Source organism: Micromonospora sp. KC213 (assembly GCF_004348325.1).
Taxonomy (GTDB): Bacteria; Actinomycetota; Actinomycetes; order Mycobacteriales; family Micromonosporaceae; genus Micromonospora.
Genome location: NZ_SMKF01000059.1, coordinates 14,499 through 30,391 on the forward strand (window position 1 = coordinate 14,499; position 15,893 = coordinate 30,391).

The 15,893-nt window shown below is 72.8% G+C and carries 14 protein-coding genes; 10 read left to right on the forward strand and 4 right to left on the reverse strand.

Annotated features, from left to right (window positions below; translation table 11 throughout):
• Nucleotides 1-61 precede the first annotated feature (61 nt).
• The 6 genes from E1166_RS14495 to E1166_RS14520 all read left to right on the forward strand — a co-directional run bounded on the left by E1166_RS14495 (nt 62) and on the right by E1166_RS14520 (nt 7,920).
• Entirely contained in the window at nt 62-916 is an 855-nt protein-coding gene (locus E1166_RS14495; protein ID WP_132263367.1) for a PhzF family phenazine biosynthesis isomerase, read from the forward strand.
• Between the two features lie 224 nt (nt 917-1,140).
• Nucleotides 1,141-2,925: an N-acetylglutaminylglutamine amidotransferase gene (locus E1166_RS14500; protein WP_132339247.1), complete on the forward strand. Its 1,785-nt coding sequence runs from the start codon at nt 1,141-1,143 to the stop codon at nt 2,923-2,925.
• Between the two features lie 2 nt (nt 2,926-2,927).
• Nucleotides 2,928-4,757 (forward strand): N-acetylglutaminylglutamine synthetase, encoded by a 1,830-nt coding sequence (gene ngg / locus E1166_RS14505; protein WP_132339249.1) that lies wholly within the window; start codon nt 2,928-2,930, stop codon nt 4,755-4,757.
• On the forward strand, nt 4,754-5,929 hold the full coding sequence (locus E1166_RS14510; protein WP_132339251.1) for an osmoprotectant NAGGN system M42 family peptidase: 1,176 nt from the start codon (nt 4,754-4,756) through the stop codon (nt 5,927-5,929). Before ngg ends, E1166_RS14510 begins: the two co-directional genes overlap by 4 nt.
• 501 nt (nt 5,930-6,430) lie before the next feature.
• Nucleotides 6,431-7,360 carry a ribonuclease Z gene (locus tag E1166_RS14515; protein WP_132339253.1) on the forward strand — a complete coding sequence of 310 codons (930 nt, stop codon included), beginning with the start codon at nt 6,431-6,433 and terminating at the stop codon, nt 7,358-7,360.
• Complete coding sequence (locus E1166_RS14520) at nt 7,357-7,920, forward strand: GNAT family N-acetyltransferase (RefSeq protein WP_132339255.1); 564 nt, start codon at nt 7,357-7,359, stop codon at nt 7,918-7,920. Before E1166_RS14515 ends, E1166_RS14520 begins: the two co-directional genes overlap by 4 nt.
• Here the strand turns inward: E1166_RS14520 and E1166_RS14525 are convergent.
• Both E1166_RS14525 and E1166_RS14530 read right to left on the reverse strand, forming a co-directional pair.
• A complete protein-coding gene (locus tag E1166_RS14525) occupies nt 7,880-9,250 on the reverse strand; it encodes a cystathionine beta-synthase (RefSeq protein WP_132339257.1) in 1,371 nt (456 codons plus the stop codon). The genes E1166_RS14520 and E1166_RS14525 overlap by 41 nt on opposite strands.
• A gap of 77 nt (nt 9,251-9,327) precedes the next feature.
• A complete protein-coding gene (locus E1166_RS14530; protein ID WP_132263383.1) occupies nt 9,328-9,684 on the reverse strand; it encodes a YkvA family protein in 357 nt (118 codons plus the stop codon).
• A gap of 202 nt (nt 9,685-9,886) precedes the next feature.
• Here E1166_RS14530 and E1166_RS14535 point away from each other — a divergent pair, with 202 nt between their 5' ends.
• The 4 genes from E1166_RS14535 (at nt 9,887) to E1166_RS14550 (ending at nt 14,713) form a co-directional block, all read left to right on the forward strand.
• Entirely contained in the window at nt 9,887-10,957 is a 1,071-nt protein-coding gene (locus tag E1166_RS14535) for an SGNH/GDSL hydrolase family protein (protein ID WP_132339259.1), read from the forward strand.
• Nucleotides 10,958-11,033: 76 nt separating this feature from the next.
• Entirely contained in the window at nt 11,034-11,837 is an 804-nt protein-coding gene (locus E1166_RS14540) for an SGNH/GDSL hydrolase family protein (RefSeq protein WP_132339261.1), read from the forward strand.
• A 76-nt stretch (nt 11,838-11,913) separates the two neighbouring features.
• Nucleotides 11,914-13,176 carry an acetyl-CoA C-acetyltransferase gene (locus E1166_RS14545; protein ID WP_132339263.1) on the forward strand — a complete coding sequence of 421 codons (1,263 nt, stop codon included), beginning with the start codon at nt 11,914-11,916 and terminating at the stop codon, nt 13,174-13,176.
• A gap of 40 nt (nt 13,177-13,216) precedes the next feature.
• Nucleotides 13,217-14,713, forward strand: a complete 1,497-nt coding sequence (locus E1166_RS14550) for a CYTH and CHAD domain-containing protein (protein ID WP_132339265.1) — start codon at nt 13,217-13,219, stop codon at nt 14,711-14,713.
• A gap of 4 nt (nt 14,714-14,717) precedes the next feature.
• On the opposite strand, the gene E1166_RS14555 is transcribed toward E1166_RS14550, so the two are convergent.
• Both E1166_RS14555 and E1166_RS14560 read right to left on the reverse strand, forming a co-directional pair.
• Nucleotides 14,718-15,038 carry a hypothetical protein gene (locus tag E1166_RS14555; RefSeq protein ID WP_132339267.1) on the reverse strand — a complete coding sequence of 107 codons (321 nt, stop codon included), beginning with the start codon at nt 15,036-15,038 and terminating at the stop codon, nt 14,718-14,720.
• 36 nt (nt 15,039-15,074) lie between these two features.
• The gene (locus E1166_RS14560) at nt 15,075-15,824 is read right to left on the reverse strand and encodes a Bax inhibitor-1/YccA family protein (protein ID WP_132339269.1); all 750 of its coding nucleotides are present in this window, start codon (nt 15,822-15,824) and stop codon (nt 15,075-15,077) included.
• Between the last annotated feature and the right edge of the window lie 69 nt (nt 15,825-15,893).

Below are 15,893 nucleotides of genomic sequence, written 5' to 3' on the forward strand. Positions count from 1 at the left end.
CTCGAACAGCCCGTCACTGTCCAAACCGGGGCGACAGGTGCCTCCCCCTACCATCGTCATCATGGAAATCCTTCGGTACGCCGCGTTCAGCGCCGATCCCGCCGGCGGCAACCCGGCCGGTGTCGTACTGGACGCCACCGGCCTCGGCGACGCGGAGATGCAGCAGGTGGCGGCCGATGTCGGGTACTCCGAAACCGCGTTCCTCGTGCCGGGTGAGGATGGGCATTTCGAGGTGCGCTACTTCAGCCCGAAGGCAGAGGTCCCGTTCTGCGGCCACGCCACCATCGCGTCAGCCGTTGCCTACGCCGAGCGCCACGGTCCAGGAGTCCTGCAGTTGGCGACCCGCGCCGGTCTGGTCGAGGTCTCCACCAGGTTGCAGGCCGACGGCACCACCACCGCCACGCTGATCAGCGTCGCACCACGGAGCCGGCCCATCTCCGCCGGTGACCTGGCGGTGCTGCTGGAAGCGCTGCGTTGGACGCCGGATGATCTCGACACGAGGTTGCCGCCGCGGGTCGCCTTCGCCGGGGCTTGGCACCCCGTCGTGGCCGCCGTGAGCCGGCAACGCCTGGCCGACCTGGACTACGACATGGCAGCGTTGGCCAGCCTGATGGCCCAGCGCGACTGGACAACCGTCAACCTCGTCTACCGCGAGTCCGAGCTGGTTTTCCATGCGCGTAACCCGTTCCCACCGGGTGGTGTCGTCGAGGACGCCGCGACCGGGGCAGCAGCAGCGGCGTTCGGTGGTCTTCTGCGCGAGCTCGGCCTGGTGGTGCCGCCTGCGACGGTCACCGTGCGTCAGGGCCACGACATGGGCCGCCCGAGCCTGCTCACGGTGGAGATCCCCGCCCAACCCGGCACCGGGATCGCGGTGACCGGCACCGCCGTCGCCCTTCCACAGGTTGAGGCCGCCTGACAAAACGGGACGTCGCCAAGATCCCACACCGCACGGAAGCCGTCCGGTGCGGGATTTGTCACATCGGGGGGAGGCCGGCGCGTCGGCCGTCGGTGCGGATCGCCGTTTCGTCCACCGACACCACCACGCTCAGCGACCGGCGGCGCGGATTCTAGCAACGCTGTCACGCAACTGTCATCGTCTCAACAGGCGAACCGCAACATGCTCTGGCAGCATGGGACCACATGTGCGGACTTGCGGGAGAGTTCCGGCGCGACGGCGCGCGCGCCGACGTCGCGGCGGTGGAACGCATGGCGGCCACCATGAGCGACCGGGGGCCCGACGACAGCGGAGTCTGGTCCCAGGGGCCGGTCGCCCTCGGTCACCGCCGCCTGAAGATCATCGACCTGTCGGCGGCGAGCGGGCAGCCGCTGGTCGACCCCGACTCGGGGCTCACCGGTGTCTTCAACGGCTGCGTCTACAACTACCGGGAACTACGCGAGCAGTTGCAGGCCAGAGGGCACCGCTTCTTCTCCTCAGGCGACAGCGAGGTGGTCGTCAAGGCGTACGCCGAGTGGGGGCTGGACTTCGTCGACCACCTGGTCGGCATGTTCGCCGTGGCGATCGCCGAACGAGACACCGGCCGGCTCGTGCTGGCCCGGGACCGGCTCGGCATCAAGCCGCTCTACCTGGCCGAGTCGCCCGGCGTGGTGCGCTTCGCCAGCACCCTGCCGGCGCTGCTGGCCGGCGGCGGCGTCGACACCTCCATCGACCCGGTGGCGCTGGCCCACTACCTGAGCTTCCACAGCATCGTGCCGCCGCCGCGCACCATCCTGCGCGGCGTCGCCAAGCTGCCCCCGGCCACCGTCCGGGTGTACGAGCCGGACGGCCGTACCCACGAGCGGGTCTACTGGGACCCGTCCTTCACCCGCGCCGCCGAGCGCGCCGCCTGGTCAGAGCGGGACTGGCAGGACGCGCTGCTGGATTCGCTGACCACCGCGGTGCGCCGCCGGATGGTCGCCGACGTGCCGGTCGGCGTGCTGCTCTCCGGCGGGCTGGACTCCAGCCTGGTGGTCGCGCTGCTGGCCGGCGAGGGGCAGCGCGGGCTGTCCACCTTCTCCATCGGCTTCGACTCCGTCGGCGGCCGGGAGGGGGACGAGTTCGTCTACTCCGATCTGGTCGCGAAGACCTTCGACACCGACCACCACCAACTCCGGGTGGCCGCGCAGGATCTGGTGCCGCCGTTGGAGGCGGCCGTCGCCGCGATGAGCGAGCCGATGGTCAGCCACGACTGCGTGGCGTTCTACCTGCTCAGCCAGGAGGTGTCCAAGCACGTCAGGGTGGTCCAGTCCGGCCAGGGCGCGGACGAGATCCTCGGCGGCTACCACTGGTATCCGCCGCTGGCCCGGGTCGAGCCGGAGCAGGCGCTCGACACGTATGCGAAGGCGTTCTTCGACCGGGACGCGGCCGGCCTGGCCCGGGTGCTGAACCCGGGCTGGCTGGCCGACGGTGACCCGGCGCGGGAGTTCGTGGCCGCCCACCTGGCCCGGCCGGGCGCGTCGACCGCGGTCGACGCGGGCCTGCGGATCGACACCCAGGTGATGCTCACCGACGACCCGGTGAAGCGGGTGGACAACATGACCATGGCGCACGGGTTGGAGGCCCGGGTGCCGTTCCTCGACCACGAGTTCGTGGAGCTCGCCGCGAGTTGCCCGCCGGAGCTGAAACTGGCCCAGGGCGGCAAGGGCGTGCTGAAGGAGATCGGCCGCCGCGTCCTCCCGCACGAGGTCATCGACCGGCCCAAGGGTTACTTCCCGGTGCCGGGCCTCACCCACCTGGAGGGCAAGCTCCTCGACCGGGTACGCGACGCGCTCTCCGCGCCCGTCGCCCGCCACCGTGACCTGTTCCGCGCCGACTACGTCGACGCGCTGCTCGCCGACCCGAACGCCGAACTGACCCCGTTGAACGGAAACAAGCTGTGGCAACTCGGCCTGCTGGAAATGTGGCTCCAGAGCCACGGAATCGACTGACGATGACCGAGACGCTGGCGACCGGCACGGCCCGTCTCGACCGGGATCAGGTGCGGGGCCGACGACGGGAACGGGTGGGCCCCGGCGGCGACCCGGTGGCTCCCGGCACGCCCGAGCCGCGCAGGCGGCCGGCCGGCGAGGCGGACGTGGTGCTGGACTGCGGTTGGGGGCGGCTGGTCTTCGGGCAGACCTTCGTCGACCAGGCAGCCGTCGCGGACGTGCTGCGTTCCGAGGCGGCCGGTGCCCGGGACATCTGCATCTACCTGCGTGACCCGCACGTGCTGGTCTCCCGGCTCCCCGACGAGCTGTTCATCGACCCGTCGCTGACCTACCGACTGCCGCTGGGCGAGCACCGCCCGGCCGCCGCCGACGGCGGCTCCGAACCGCCCGGGTTGGTGATCCGGTCGCTGCGCGACGCCGACGACGCGGACGCGGTGAACCGGATCTACGCCCGCAACGGCATGGTCACCGCGCCGGTGGAGGTGCTGGTGGACAACGCCCGCACCGACCGGTTCCTGCACCTGGTCGCCGAGAGCGGCACCGGGGAGATCGTCGGCACCATCACCGGGGTGGACCACGTCGCGGTCTTCGCCGACCCGGAGAACGGCGCCAGCCTGTGGTGCCTGACCGTCGACTTCAACACCGCCCCGCCCGGCACGGGCCAGGCGTTGCTGACCGCGCTGGCCGACCGGCTCGACGAGCGCGGCCGGGCCTTCGTCGACCTGTCGGTGCTGGCGGAGAACTCCGGCGCGATCCGCCTCTACGAGCGGCTCGGTTTCCGCCGTACGGGCACGCTGTGCGTGAAACGGAAGAATCCGATCAACGAGCCGTTGTTCCTGCCGGCCGCCCCACAGGGGTACGACGAACTCAACCCGTACGCGAGGATCATCGCGGACGAGGCGATGCGCCGCGGCATCCGGGTGGAGGTCACCGACGCGCACTGGGGTGAGCTGCGGTTGAGCAACGGCGGCCGGACCATCCACACCCGGGAGTCGCTGTCCGAGCTGACCTCGGCGGTGGCGATGAGCCGCTGTGACGACAAGCGGGTGACCCGGCGGATCCTCACCGAGGCGGGTCTGTCGGTGCCGCGCGGCCGGACCGCCACCGGTGATCCGGACGATCTGGCGTTCCTGACCGACGTCGGCCCGGTCGTGGTCAAACCGGCCCGGGGTGAGCAGGGCAACGGCATCACCGTGGGGGTCCGCACGCCGGAGGCGCTGGCCGCGGCGGTCGAGCTGGCCCGACGATTCTGCCCCGACGTGCTGATCGAGGAGATGCGCTCCGGCGAGGACCTGCGGGTGATCGTCATCAACCACGAGGTGGTGGCCGCGGCGGTGCGCCGGCCGGCGCAGATCACCGGCGACGGGGTGCACGACATCACCGAGCTGATCGAGCGGCAGAGTCGCCGGCGGGCCGCCGCCACCGGGGGTGAGTCACGGATCCCGATCGACGACATGACCCGGGAGGTGGTGGCCGACGCCGGGTACCGGATGCACGACGTGCTGCCCGAGGGGCAGACGCTCACCGTCCGCCGCACCGCGAACCTGCACACCGGTGGCACAATCCACGACGTGACGGCCGACCTGCACCCCGCGATCGCCGATGCCTGCGTGGCGGCGAGCCGGGCCCTGGACATCCCGGTGACCGGGCTGGACCTGCTCGTGCCCGCCCCCGACCAGGCCGAACACGTGTTCATCGAGGCGAACGAGCGGCCGGGACTGGCCAACCACGAGCCGCAGCCCACCGCGGAGCGCTTCGTCGACCTGCTCTTCCCGGGCACCCGCGCCCCGCAGCGGCTGTGGAGCCCGGCCGGCCCGGGGGCGGGCGCGTGAACCCTCAGCCGCTGGAGATCGACCTGGACTACCTGCGCCAGGTGCTGCTGGAGTTGCTGGAGATCCCGAGCCCGTCGGGGCGTACCGACCACGTGCAGCAGTACGTGGGTGAACGCCTCTCCGCGCTGGGGATCACCTCGACGCTGACCCGGCGTGGGGCGCTCAGCGCCTGCCTGCCCGGCCCTCGGCAGACCGGCGCGGACCGGGCGGTCGTGGTGCACACCGACACCATCGGCGGGATGGTCAAGCGGCTCAAGGAGAACGGCCGGCTGGAGCTGAAACCGATCGGCACGCACAGCGCCCGGTTCGCCGAGGGCGCGCACGTGCGGATCTTCACCGACGACCTGGATCGGGTGATCACCGGCCAGGTGCTGCCGCTGAAGGCCAGCGGGCACCGCTACAACGAGGCAGTCGACCTGCAGGGCGTCGGGTGGGAGCTGGTGGAGGTGCGGGTCGACGAGCCGGTCGAGGACATCGCCGGGCTGCGGGCGCTGGGCATCGACGCCGGGGACTTCGTGGCGTTCCTGCCCAACCCGACGGTCACCCCCAGCGGGTACGTCAAGTCGCGGCACCTGGACGACAAGGCGGGCGTGGCGGCGGTGCTCACCGCGCTCAAGGCGCTCGTCGACGCGGGGATCACCCCGAAGGTCACCGCGCACCTGCTGGTCACCGTGACCGAGGAAATCGGCCACGGGGCCAGCCACGGCCTGGACCCGGACGTGGCGGAGATCGTCTCGGTGGACGCGGCGGTGGTCGCCCCCGGCCAGCAGTCCCGGGAGCACGGGGCCACCCTGGCGATGGGCGACGGCGTCGGCCCGTTCGACTACCACCTGACCCGCAAGCTCGCCGCGATCGCCAAGGAGCACGGCGTCGACCTGGTCCGGGACGTCTTCGACTACTACCGCTCAGACGTGGCGGCGGCGGTCGAGGCGGGCGCGCACGCCCGGGTGGCGCTGCTCGGCTTCGGGGTGGACGCCACCCACGGGCACGAGCGCACGCACCTGGACGGGCTACGCCACCTCACCCAGTTGCTCTGCCTCTACCTGCAGAGCGATCTGGTCTTCCCGGAGTGGGACGCCGAGCCCGAGGGCGACCTGGCCGACTTCCCGTCGCTGGCGGTGCAGCCGGCCAACGAGGAGGGCCCCCGCGAGGGCCCGATCGGCATCGACTGAGGGCTGGGCCGTCCCCCGCCGGTGGAAGACGCCCCGTCTTCTGACGCTACAAACTTGACGACGAAGGTGAATCGCCGGCGCGGTCGTCCCAGCAGACCAGTAACGGCGGTGACCGGCCGGTGAATCGCATACGACATCAGGTTCGTAGCACCCGGCCGTCCCAGCTACCAGCGGCGGCGGTCGGTGAGACCGGCCGAGCCTGTGATCGAAATCCGTTGCCGGCTCCCCGGGGAAGTGGATAACGTGGCCGTACACGGGAAAGGAGGTGGTCCAGACTTGTATAGCGATCGGACTCGTGAGGTGGCTGTCCGCTAGCCGCTGTCCTCGACAGTGAAAACCCGTCCGCCGCGAGGCGGGCACCAGGCACCATCGTCGAGACCGTGTGGCAGCGGTGCGGCGAATCCACGACAGCCACCCGACCCCCGGGGTGCCGGCCCAGTCCAGCCGGCCCGCGCGTCAGCGCGGAAGCCCCGGGGGTCGCTTCGTTCCCAGGGGAGTTCCGTGTCGATGCGTGAGCTGGTGGTGCTCGGGACGGCCAGCCAGACGCCGACCCGGCTGCGCAACCACAACGGGTACGTGCTGCGCTGGGACGACGAGGTGATCCTCTTCGACCCGGGTGAGGGCAGCCAGCGGCAACTGCTGCGCACCGGGGTCACCGCCACCGACCTGACCCGGATCTGCGTCACCCACTTCCACGGCGACCACTGCCTGGGGCTGCCCGGGATCATCCAGCGGCTCAGCCTGGACCGGGTGCCGCACCCGGTGGCGGTGCACTTCCCGGCCGGCGGTGCCGAGTACTTCGCCCGGCTGCGGCACGCCAGCTCGTTCCACGAGACGGCCGAGCTGGCCGTCTCGCCGATCGACGCCGACGGGCAGCGGATCACCCTGCGCGGCGGCACGCTGGAGACCCGCCGGCTGCGGCACCCCGTCGAGACGTACGGCTACCGGCTGGTCGAGCCGGACGGCCGCCGTACGCTGCCGGAGAAACTGGCCGCGTACGGCATCACCGGTCCGGCGGTCGGGGAGCTGCTACGCGTCGGCCACCTGGACCGGGACGGACGCCGCGTCACCCGCGACGAGGTGAGCGTGACCCGGCCGGGGCAGCGGTTCGCGTTCGTGATGGACACCGGCCTCTGCGACGCGGTGTACGCCCTCGCCGAGCACGCCGACCTGCTGGTCATCGAGTCGACGTTCCTGGCGTCGGAGGCCGCCCTCGCCGCCGAGGTCGGCCACCTGACCGCGGCGCAGGCCGCGCGGGTGGCCACCGAGTCGCAGGTACGCACGCTGGTGCTCACCCACTTCTCCCAGCGGTACGCCGACCCGCGCCGTTTCGCCGACGAGGCCCGGGAGCACTTCACCGGCGACCTGGTGATCGCCGAGGACCTGACCACCGTGCCGGTGCCGCCCCGGCGGGTAACCTCGGCCCGGTGACCGTCACGCTGCGTCCCGCCACCACCGGTGACCTGATGCTGGTCGGTGCCCTGCACCAACGGTCCCGGGTGGCCGCGTACTCGTCGTTCCTGCCGGCGGCGGCACTGGCCGAGCCGACCGGGGCGGCGATGGGCAGCTACTGGGTCGAGCGGTGGACGTGGGAGCACGACGACCACCGGATGACGGTGGCCGAACGCGACGGCCGGCTGGTCGGTTTTAGCTACCTCGGGCCGGACGACGAGGGCGACCCGGGCACCGGCCTGCTCAACGCCATCCATCTCGACCCGGCGGAACGCGGCCGGGGCACCGGCCGGCAGCTGATGGTCGACGCGCTGGAGGCCATGCGCTCCCGGGGGTGGTCCCGGGCCGTGCTCTGGGTGCTGCGGGACAACGCGCGCGCCCGGGCGTTCTACGAGCGGGGCGGCTGGGCCGCCACCGGACAGATCCGGGACGAGCGGATCGGCCCGGTGGCGGTCCCGCAGCTGCGCTACGGCCGCCCGCTGTGCGGGTCGCCGGACGTCACCGCGCGCCGAGATGGGCCAGCAGGTCCTGCCGGGTGAGCACACCCTTGGGCTTGCCGTCGACCAGCACCAGGGCCGCGTCGGACTTCTCCAGCAGGGCCACGGCCTCGCTCACCGGCTGCCCGCCACCGATCATCGGCAGCGGGTCCGCCATGTGCCGCTCGATGGTGTCGTGCAGGTGCGCCTGACCGGTGAAAAGCGCGTCGAGCAGGTCCTTCTCGGCGATCGAGCCGGCCACCTCGCCGGTCACCACCGGCGGCTCGGCCTTGAGCACCGGCAGTTGGGAGACGCCGTACTCACGCATGTAGTCGATCGCGTCGCGGACCGTCTCGGTCGGGTGCACGTGCACCAGCTCGGGCAGGCCGCCCGGCTTGCCGGCGAGCGCGTCAGCCACGGTCGGCTCCGTGCCCGCGTCGGCCAGGAATCCGTACCGGGCCATCCACCGGTCGTTGAAGATCTTCGACAGGTAGCCCTTGCCGCTGTCCGGCAGGAGCACCACGATCACGTCGTCGGGGCCGGCCTTGCGGGCCACCTCCAGCGCCGCGACCACCGCCATGCCGCAGGAACCGCCGACCAGCAGGCCCTCCTCGCGGGCCAGTCGCCGGGTCATCTCGAAGGACGCCTTGTCGGAGACCTCGATGATCTCGTCGGCGACACCCTGGTCGTACGTCTTGGGCCAGAAGTCCTCACCGACGCCCTCGACCAGGTACGGCCGACCGGTGCCGCCGGAGTAGACCGAGCCCTCCGGGTCGGCGCCGATCACCCGGACCCGCCCTTCGGATGCCTCCTTCAGGTACCGGCCGATGCCGGAGATGGTGCCGCCCGTGCCGACACCCGCCACGAAGTGGGTGATCCGCCCGTCGGTCTGCTGCCACAGCTCCGGGCCGGTGCTCTCGTAGTGCGAGCGCGGGTTGGCCGGGTTGCTGTACTGGTCGGGTTTCCAGGCGCCGGGGATCTCCCGGGCCAGCCGGTCGGAGACGTTGTAGTAGGAGCGCGGGTCCTCCGGCGCGACGGCGGTCGGGCAGACCACCACCTCGGCGCCGTACGCCCGCAGCACGTCCTGCTTGTCCTGGCTGACCTTGTCCGGGCAGACGAACACGCACCGGTAGCCCTTGAGCTGTGCCACCAGAGCCAACCCGACCCCGGTGTTGCCGCTGGTCGGCTCGACGATCGTGCCGCCCGGCCTGAGGATGCCGGCGGCTTCGGCGTCCTCCACCATCCGCAGCGCGATCCGGTCCTTCACCGAACCGCCGGGGTTGAGGTACTCCACCTTCGCCAGCACGGTCGCCTGGATACCCTCGGTGACGTTGCGCAGCCGCACCAGCGGGGTGTCGCCGATCAGCTCGACGACGTTGTCGTAGTACTGCACCTCGTTGTGCCCTTCGTCGCGGCGCCGGCGACGGCCGCCGGGCAGACAAACTCGTTCGTCGCCCAGCGTACGTGCCGTCAGCCGACCACCTGCCCGGGGACCACGGACGCGCGACCGGCCTCCCACTGCAGGAAACGCTCGGTCTCGGCCAGCACGCTGCCGGCCAGCCAGGTCACCATCACCGCGTCGTCGAGCAGACCGAAGACCGTCAGGAACAACTCCGGCACCACGTCCACCGGGGAGACGACGTACGCCGTCGCCGCCGCCATCAGCGCCAGCCGCAAACCACCGTCGTACTCGCCCCGGCCCGTCGCCCGGATCATCCGCGGCACCGCGGCCAGCCGGGTACCCAGCGACGGTCCACCCCGCGCGCCCGCCGCCACCGCTCGGGCCAGCGCGGCGAACGCCGCGCTCCGTTTCAACGTCCTACCCATCGTCCCGCCCCTCTCGCCGGTCCAAGGGTGCCCCGGGGGTGCAAGTGCCCCCACCGATCGCCTGTCGTCGTTGTGGAACTGGTACCCCGAACGGTCTCCGCCCAGCCATCGCCACGCCGATCCTCTGATGGTCGGGCCGAGGCATTGGCTGCCGGGTCCGCGGGTCGGCGGTGTGTCGTGCCGGCGCGATAATGTCGCTGGTATGGGGGTGCCTGGTTCCGTCGTACCGGTCGATTCGCGCCGGGAGCTCGATCCGCGCTGGCAGCGCGTCCGCCAGCTCGCCCGGGTGGCGGCGATCGGCACGGGTGCCACCGCAGCGGCCGTGGTCGCCACCGGCGGGGTGCTGGTCGGGCAGGCCCGGCAGGCCCGGCGCACGATTCCGATGGCCGAGGCGCCCCCGCCGCGCTGTGATGGCGTCTACGGCGCGAAGCTGCCCGGCCCACCGCTGACCATGGTGATCCTGGGTGACTCCTCGGCGGCCAGCTACGGGGTGCACCGCCGGCGGGAGACGCTGGGCGCCTTGCTGGCCACCGCGCTGTCCCGGCGACTGCACCGCCCGGTCCGGCTGCGCCGCTTCGCCGTGGTCGGCGCCCTGTCGGCCGGTCTGAGGCCGCAGGTCGAGTCCGCGCTGGAGAGCGACCCGGACGTCGCGGTGATCCTGGTCGGCGGCAACGACGTCACCAACCGCACCCCACCGGCCCTGGCGGTGCGCCACCTCGTGGACGCGGTCCGCGCGCTGCGCGCCGCCGGCTGTGAGGTGGTCGTCGGCACCTGCCCGGACCTGGGCGCGATCCAGCCGATCCAGCCGCCGCTGCGCTGGCTGGCCCGGCGGTGGAGCCGGCAGCTCGCCGCCGCCCAGACGGTGGCGGTGGTCGAGGCGGGCGGTTGGACGGTCTCCCTGGGCGACCTGCTCGGCCCCCGCTTCGCGGCCGAACCGTCCCGGATGTTCGCCTGGGACCGGTTCCATCCCTCGGCGGAGGGGTATGCGGTGGCTGCCGCCGCGCTGCTACCCACCGTGATCTCCGCCCTCGGCATGGGCCCGGAACGCCGGCCTGTCCTCGGCCGCGGCGAGGGCGTACGCTCGCTGCCGCAGGCTGCCCAGGAGGCGGCGCGGCACGCCGGCACGGAGGTCAGCGGCACCCAGGTCCGCGGGCACGACCGGGGGCCGGCCGGCCGTTGGGCCCAACTGCGCCGGCGGACCTTCTTCGGCGTCGGGGTGATGCCGCAGCCCGGTGCCGTCGCCGACTCACCGACACTAGAGGGAACGGCATGAGCGAGCGCAGCGAGCGAATCAGCCAGCTCAGCGCCCGAAAGCCTCATGGCGGTCCCGACCGCAGGGAGGGAACGGCATGAGCGAACGGTCGGTCGGTGCCGAGTTGGCGCTCCGGCTCGGAAAGGCGGCGGCCGTCTCCCTGGTGGCCGGCACGATCGGCGGCGCCGCGGTGCTCGCCGGGCAGGCTGTGGCCGCCCGTGGGCGCAGCTACGCCCAGCCGGAACTCGGCCTGGCGCTGCGGGCCACGGTGGGCCGGGCCAACGCCCCGTCGCTGCGGCTGGTGCTGCTCGGCGACTCCTCCGCCCTGGGCGTCGGGGTGGAGCGCTTCGACGAGACCGTCGGCGGGCAACTCGCCCACCTGCTGGCCGAGGGGCCGGTCGGGCGGCGGGTGCACCTGTCCAGCGTGGGTGTCTCGGGTTCACGCTCGACGGATCTGGCCACCCAGGTGGCCCGGGCACTGCTCGGCGAACGCCCGGACGTCGCGGTCATCCTGATCGGGGCCAACGACGCCACCGGGTTGCGCCGTCCGGCCGAGGCGGCGGCGTACCTCGCCTCGGCGGTGCGCCGGCTGCGTGAGGCGCGCGTACAGGTCGTGGTGGGCACCTGTCCCGACCTCGGCGCGGTACGGGCGGTGGCGCAGCCGCTGCGGCAGGTGCTCGGCTGGTCGGGTCGGCGGATCGCGCGCGCCCAGACCGCGGCCGTGCTCGACGCCGGCGGAAGCGTGGTCGACCTGGCGACCGAGACCGGGCCGGTGTTCCGGGCGGACGCCGGTACGCTCTGCCACGACGGCTTCCACCCCTCGGCCGACGGCTACCGGGTCTGGGCGCACGCCCTGCTTCCCGCGGTCGCCGCCGCGGCAACCGCGGCCTCCCCGCACTGAGCGGCCCATCCGGGGTGACATTTCCCGCCGGGTGGGCTCCTTCCACCCGAAGTTACTCGCGGGTTAACGTTGGTTCATGCCGATTGAGTCGTCCCGCGACGCCGTCATCGTCGCCACCGCCCGGTCCCCGATCGGACGCGCGTTCAAGGGTTCGCTGCGCGACGTCCGCCCGGACGATCTCGCCGCGACCATCGTCCAGGCCGCGCTGGACAAGGTTCCCGGACTCGACCCCGCCGAGATCGACGACCTGTACCTCGGATGCGGCCTGCCCGGCGGCGAACAGGGCTTCAACATGGCTCGGGTGGTCGCCACGCTGATGGGGTTGGACGGCCTGCCCGGGGCGACGCTGACCCGCTACTGCGCCTCGTCGTTGCAGACGACCCGGATGGCGATGCACGCGATCCGGGCCGGTGAGGGCGATGTGTTCGTCTCCGCCGGGGTGGAGATGGTCTCCCGGTACGCCCGGGGCAACTCGGACACCCTGCCGCCGGAGGCGCAGGCGCTGGTCGGCGGCGGCTGGGAGAACCCGCGCTTCGCCGCGGCGCAGGCACGCTCGAAGCGGCGGGCCGAGGGCGGCGCCGAGGTGTGGACCGACCCCCGCGAGGCCGGCGAGTTGCCGGACCTCTACCTGGCCATGGGGCAGACCGCCGAGAACCTGGCCCAGGCGTACGACGTGACCCGCGAGGACATGGACGCGTTCGGCGTACGCAGCCAGAACCTGGCCGAGAAGGCGATCGCCGACGGCTTCTGGGCCAGGGAGATCACCCCGGTGACGACTCCGGACGGCACCGTGGTCAGCGCCGACGACGGGCCGCGCCCCGGGGTGACCCTGGAGGCGGTGGCCGGGCTCAAGCCGGTGTTCCGCCCCGACGGCCGGATCACCGCCGGCAACTGCTGTCCACTCAACGACGGCGCCGCCGCGGTGGTGGTGATGAGCGCCCAGCGGGCGAAGGACCTCGGGCTGACTCCGCTGGCCCGGATCGTCTCCACCGGCGTGACCGCGCTGTCGCCGGAGATCATGGGTCTCGGCCCGGTCGAGGCGTCCCGGCAGGCACTCAGGCGGGCCGGCATGACGATCGACGACGTCGACCTGGTCGAGATCAACGAGGCGTTCGCCGCCCAGGTGATCCCCTCCTACCGGCAGCTCGGCATCGCCGAGGAGAAGCTGAACGTGATGGGTGGCGCCATCGCCGTCGGCCACCCATTCGGCATGACCGGCGCCCGGATCACCGGAACCCTGCTCAACGCGCTGCAGTGGCACGACCGGACCATCGGCCTGGAGACCATGTGCGTCGGCGGCGGCCAGGGCATGGCGATGGTGCTGGAGCGGCTGAGCTGACCGTCGATTCGCCGGCACCGCGTCCGGGTATCCGACCGGCATGGCTGCTGTGGTGGAGCGGGAACGCAAGTACGCCGGCGACGACGGTTTCCGGCTGCCGGACCTGACGGGCTGCGGTGGCGTCGCGAGCATGTCCGACGCGACCGCCTTCGACCTGGACGCGGTCTATCACGACACCGCGGACCTGCGGCTGGCCCGCAGCGGCTACGCGCTGCGCCGACGCACCGGCGGTCACGACGCGGGTTGGCACCTGAAGGTCGGTGCGGCCGGCGGTCCCCGCACCGAGTACCAGTTCCCGGCCGGCCCGGACGACGTCGAACCACCCGCCGAGCTGGTCGGGCTCTACCGGGCCGCCGCCCGGGGCGCGCCGGTGGCTCCCGCCGCCCGGGTCACCACCCGGCGGCGGGAGCACCGCCTGCTCGACGAGCAGGGCCGGGTGCTGGCCGAGGTCGCCCAGGACGCCGTCGAGAGTCACGACCTGGTCAGCGACGAACGGCAGACCTGGCACGAGGTCGAGGTCGAGTTGGTCGACGGCGACGACCCGCTGCTGGACGCGGTGCAGGAGCGGCTGCGGGCGGCCGGGGCCCGGCCGGTCTCGGTCTCGAAGTCCCACCGGGCACTCGGTGGCCGGCTCGCCGCCGTCGCGGACCGGCCGCGAACGGATCCGGCGGCCGCTGCCGTGCTCGACCACCTCCGCGCCCAACGGGACGCGCTGATCGCGAACCATCCGGCCGCCCGGCACGGCGACGAGGACGCCGTTCACGACATGCGGGTGGCGATCCGCCGGCTGCGCGCCACGCTGCGGACCTTCCGGGGCCTGTGGGACCGGCCGGAGAGCGGGGAGCTCCGCGCCGAGCTGCGGTGGCTCGGGGCGCAGTTGGGTGCCGTGCGGGACGCCCAGGTGATGGCGGCCCGGCTCGAAACGGCCGTGCACGCCGAACCACCCGAGCTGGTGCTCGGCCCGGTCGCCGCGCGGATCGCGGAGCGGTTCGCCGCCGACGCTGCCACGGCCCTGGACGGGTTGGGGCGGGCGTTCGACTCCGACCGGTATCCGGAGCTGCTCAGTCGGTTGGACCGGCTGGTGGAGGGCCGGCCGGCGCGTACGGTCACGCAACGGTGGGTGACCCGGCGGGTCCGGCGGGCCCTGACCCGCGCCGACCACCGGCTGGATTCCGCCCTCCTCGCCTGCGAGCAGGGCCCGGAGCGGGACGCCGCGCTGCACGAGGCGCGCAAGGCGTACAAGGTGGCGCGTTACGCCGTCGAGGTACGCGAGCCCGCAGTGGGCAAACCCGCCGCCACGCTGCTGAGCCGACTGAAGGACCTCCAGAATCGGCTCGGCGCGTACCAGGACTCGGTGATGACGCGGGAGGTGCTGCGGCGGGAGGCGTTGCGCGTGTACGCCGACGGCGGGAACACCTTCACGTACGGGCTGCTGCACGCTCGGCAGGCGGCGGCCGCCGACCGGGAGCTGCCCGCCGTCGCCGCCGCCCGCGAGCGGGCCGGTCGTCGGAAGGTGCGCCGCTGGCTGAAGGGCTGACCGGTCAGAGCGCGGCCCGCGTCGCCGTCACGGCGGCGGCGGCCCGGGCCAGCACCGCGCCGGACGGCCCGGCCGCGATCAGGTCGGCGGCGACCACCCGGAGTTGGTCGACCAGCGCCAGATCGTTCGGCAGCCGGGGTACCGGCCGGCACGGTTCACTCTCGGCGTCCGCGCCCAGGTCGGCGAGCTCCTGCACCAGCCGGTGCATCAGGTCCGCGCGGGACGCGTCGCCGCCGTCCGGCACGGCCGCCCAGCGCGGCTGCTGCCAGTGCCCCACCTGACGGGTCAGCAACCTAACGGCCCGGTCCAGTTCCGCTGCGCTCATCGCCGGAGAGTCTACGGCGGGCGGGCGGGCCGGCGGTCAACGCCGCAGGTAGCTGAGCAACCGGAGGATCTGCCAGTACAGGAAGATCAATCCGACCAGCAACCCGAAGGCGCAGAGCCAGGCGTACCGGCGGGGCAGGCCGTCCCGGACGGAACGTTCGATCTGGTCGAAGTCGAGGATGAAACTCAACGCCCCGGCGATGATGGCCACTCCGGAGAACACGTACGGTAGCCAGCCCACCTGGCCGGTGAGGCTGTAGATCTCCACCCCCGGCCGCCCGGTGAGGAGCCGGAAGACCAGGTTCACCAGGGTCACCGCGAGCACCCCGAGCAGGGTGCCGATCACCAGCCGGGCCAGACGTGGGGTGGCCCGGATCACCCGGGCCCGGTAGAGCAGCGCCATGCCGAGGAACACCCCGAACGTGCCCACGACGGCCTGCGCCACGATCCCGGGGTAGACCGCCTCGAAGGTCCGGCTGGCCACGCCCAGCAGCAGCCCTTGGAGCAGGGCGTACCCGATGATCGGGGCCGGGTGGGTGATGCCGCGCAGCGAGATCACCAGAACCAGCGCCACGCCGGCCAGCGCGGTGCCGGCCAGCGCCGCGGGCAGCCACAACGCCGGGGGTACGACCACCCAGGCGACCGCCGCGACCATGCCGGTGAGCAGCAGCAGCCCGACGGCACGGACCGCCACGTCGTCGACCGTCACCGCCTCCGCGTCCCCGGACAGCCGGTCTTCCCGGCTGGTGTCGTCCAACCGGTCCAGCACCGGGTTCGCGCTTCGCACCCCGCCTGGCTCCCTTCGCCACCCGTCTCCCGCCGTCCCACCCTGGGGTAACTGTGCCTGGGGCGGGGG

Excerpts from the sequence above, each read along its gene's own strand:
- E1166_RS14550 (WP_132339265.1), top strand. The coding sequence starts at position 13,217 with ATGGCTGCTGTGGTGGAGCGGGAACGCAAGTACGCCGGCGACGACGGT.
- E1166_RS14495 (WP_132263367.1), top strand. The coding sequence starts at position 62 with ATGGAAATCCTTCGGTACGCCGCGTTCAGCGCCGATCCCGCCGGCGGC.
- E1166_RS14545 (WP_132339263.1), top strand. The coding sequence starts at position 11,914 with ATGCCGATTGAGTCGTCCCGCGACGCCGTCATCGTCGCCACCGCCCGG.
- E1166_RS14555 (WP_132339267.1), bottom strand. The coding sequence starts at position 15,038 with ATGAGCGCAGCGGAACTGGACCGGGCCGTTAGGTTGCTGACCCGTCAG.
- E1166_RS14535 (WP_132339259.1), top strand. The coding sequence starts at position 9,887 with ATGGGGGTGCCTGGTTCCGTCGTACCGGTCGATTCGCGCCGGGAGCTC.
- E1166_RS14540 (WP_132339261.1), top strand. The coding sequence starts at position 11,034 with ATGAGCGAACGGTCGGTCGGTGCCGAGTTGGCGCTCCGGCTCGGAAAG.
- ngg (WP_132339249.1), top strand. The coding sequence starts at position 2,928 with ATGACCGAGACGCTGGCGACCGGCACGGCCCGTCTCGACCGGGATCAG.
- E1166_RS14500 (WP_132339247.1), top strand. The coding sequence starts at position 1,141 with ATGTGCGGACTTGCGGGAGAGTTCCGGCGCGACGGCGCGCGCGCCGAC.
- E1166_RS14530 (WP_132263383.1), bottom strand. The coding sequence starts at position 9,684 with ATGGGTAGGACGTTGAAACGGAGCGCGGCGTTCGCCGCGCTGGCCCGA.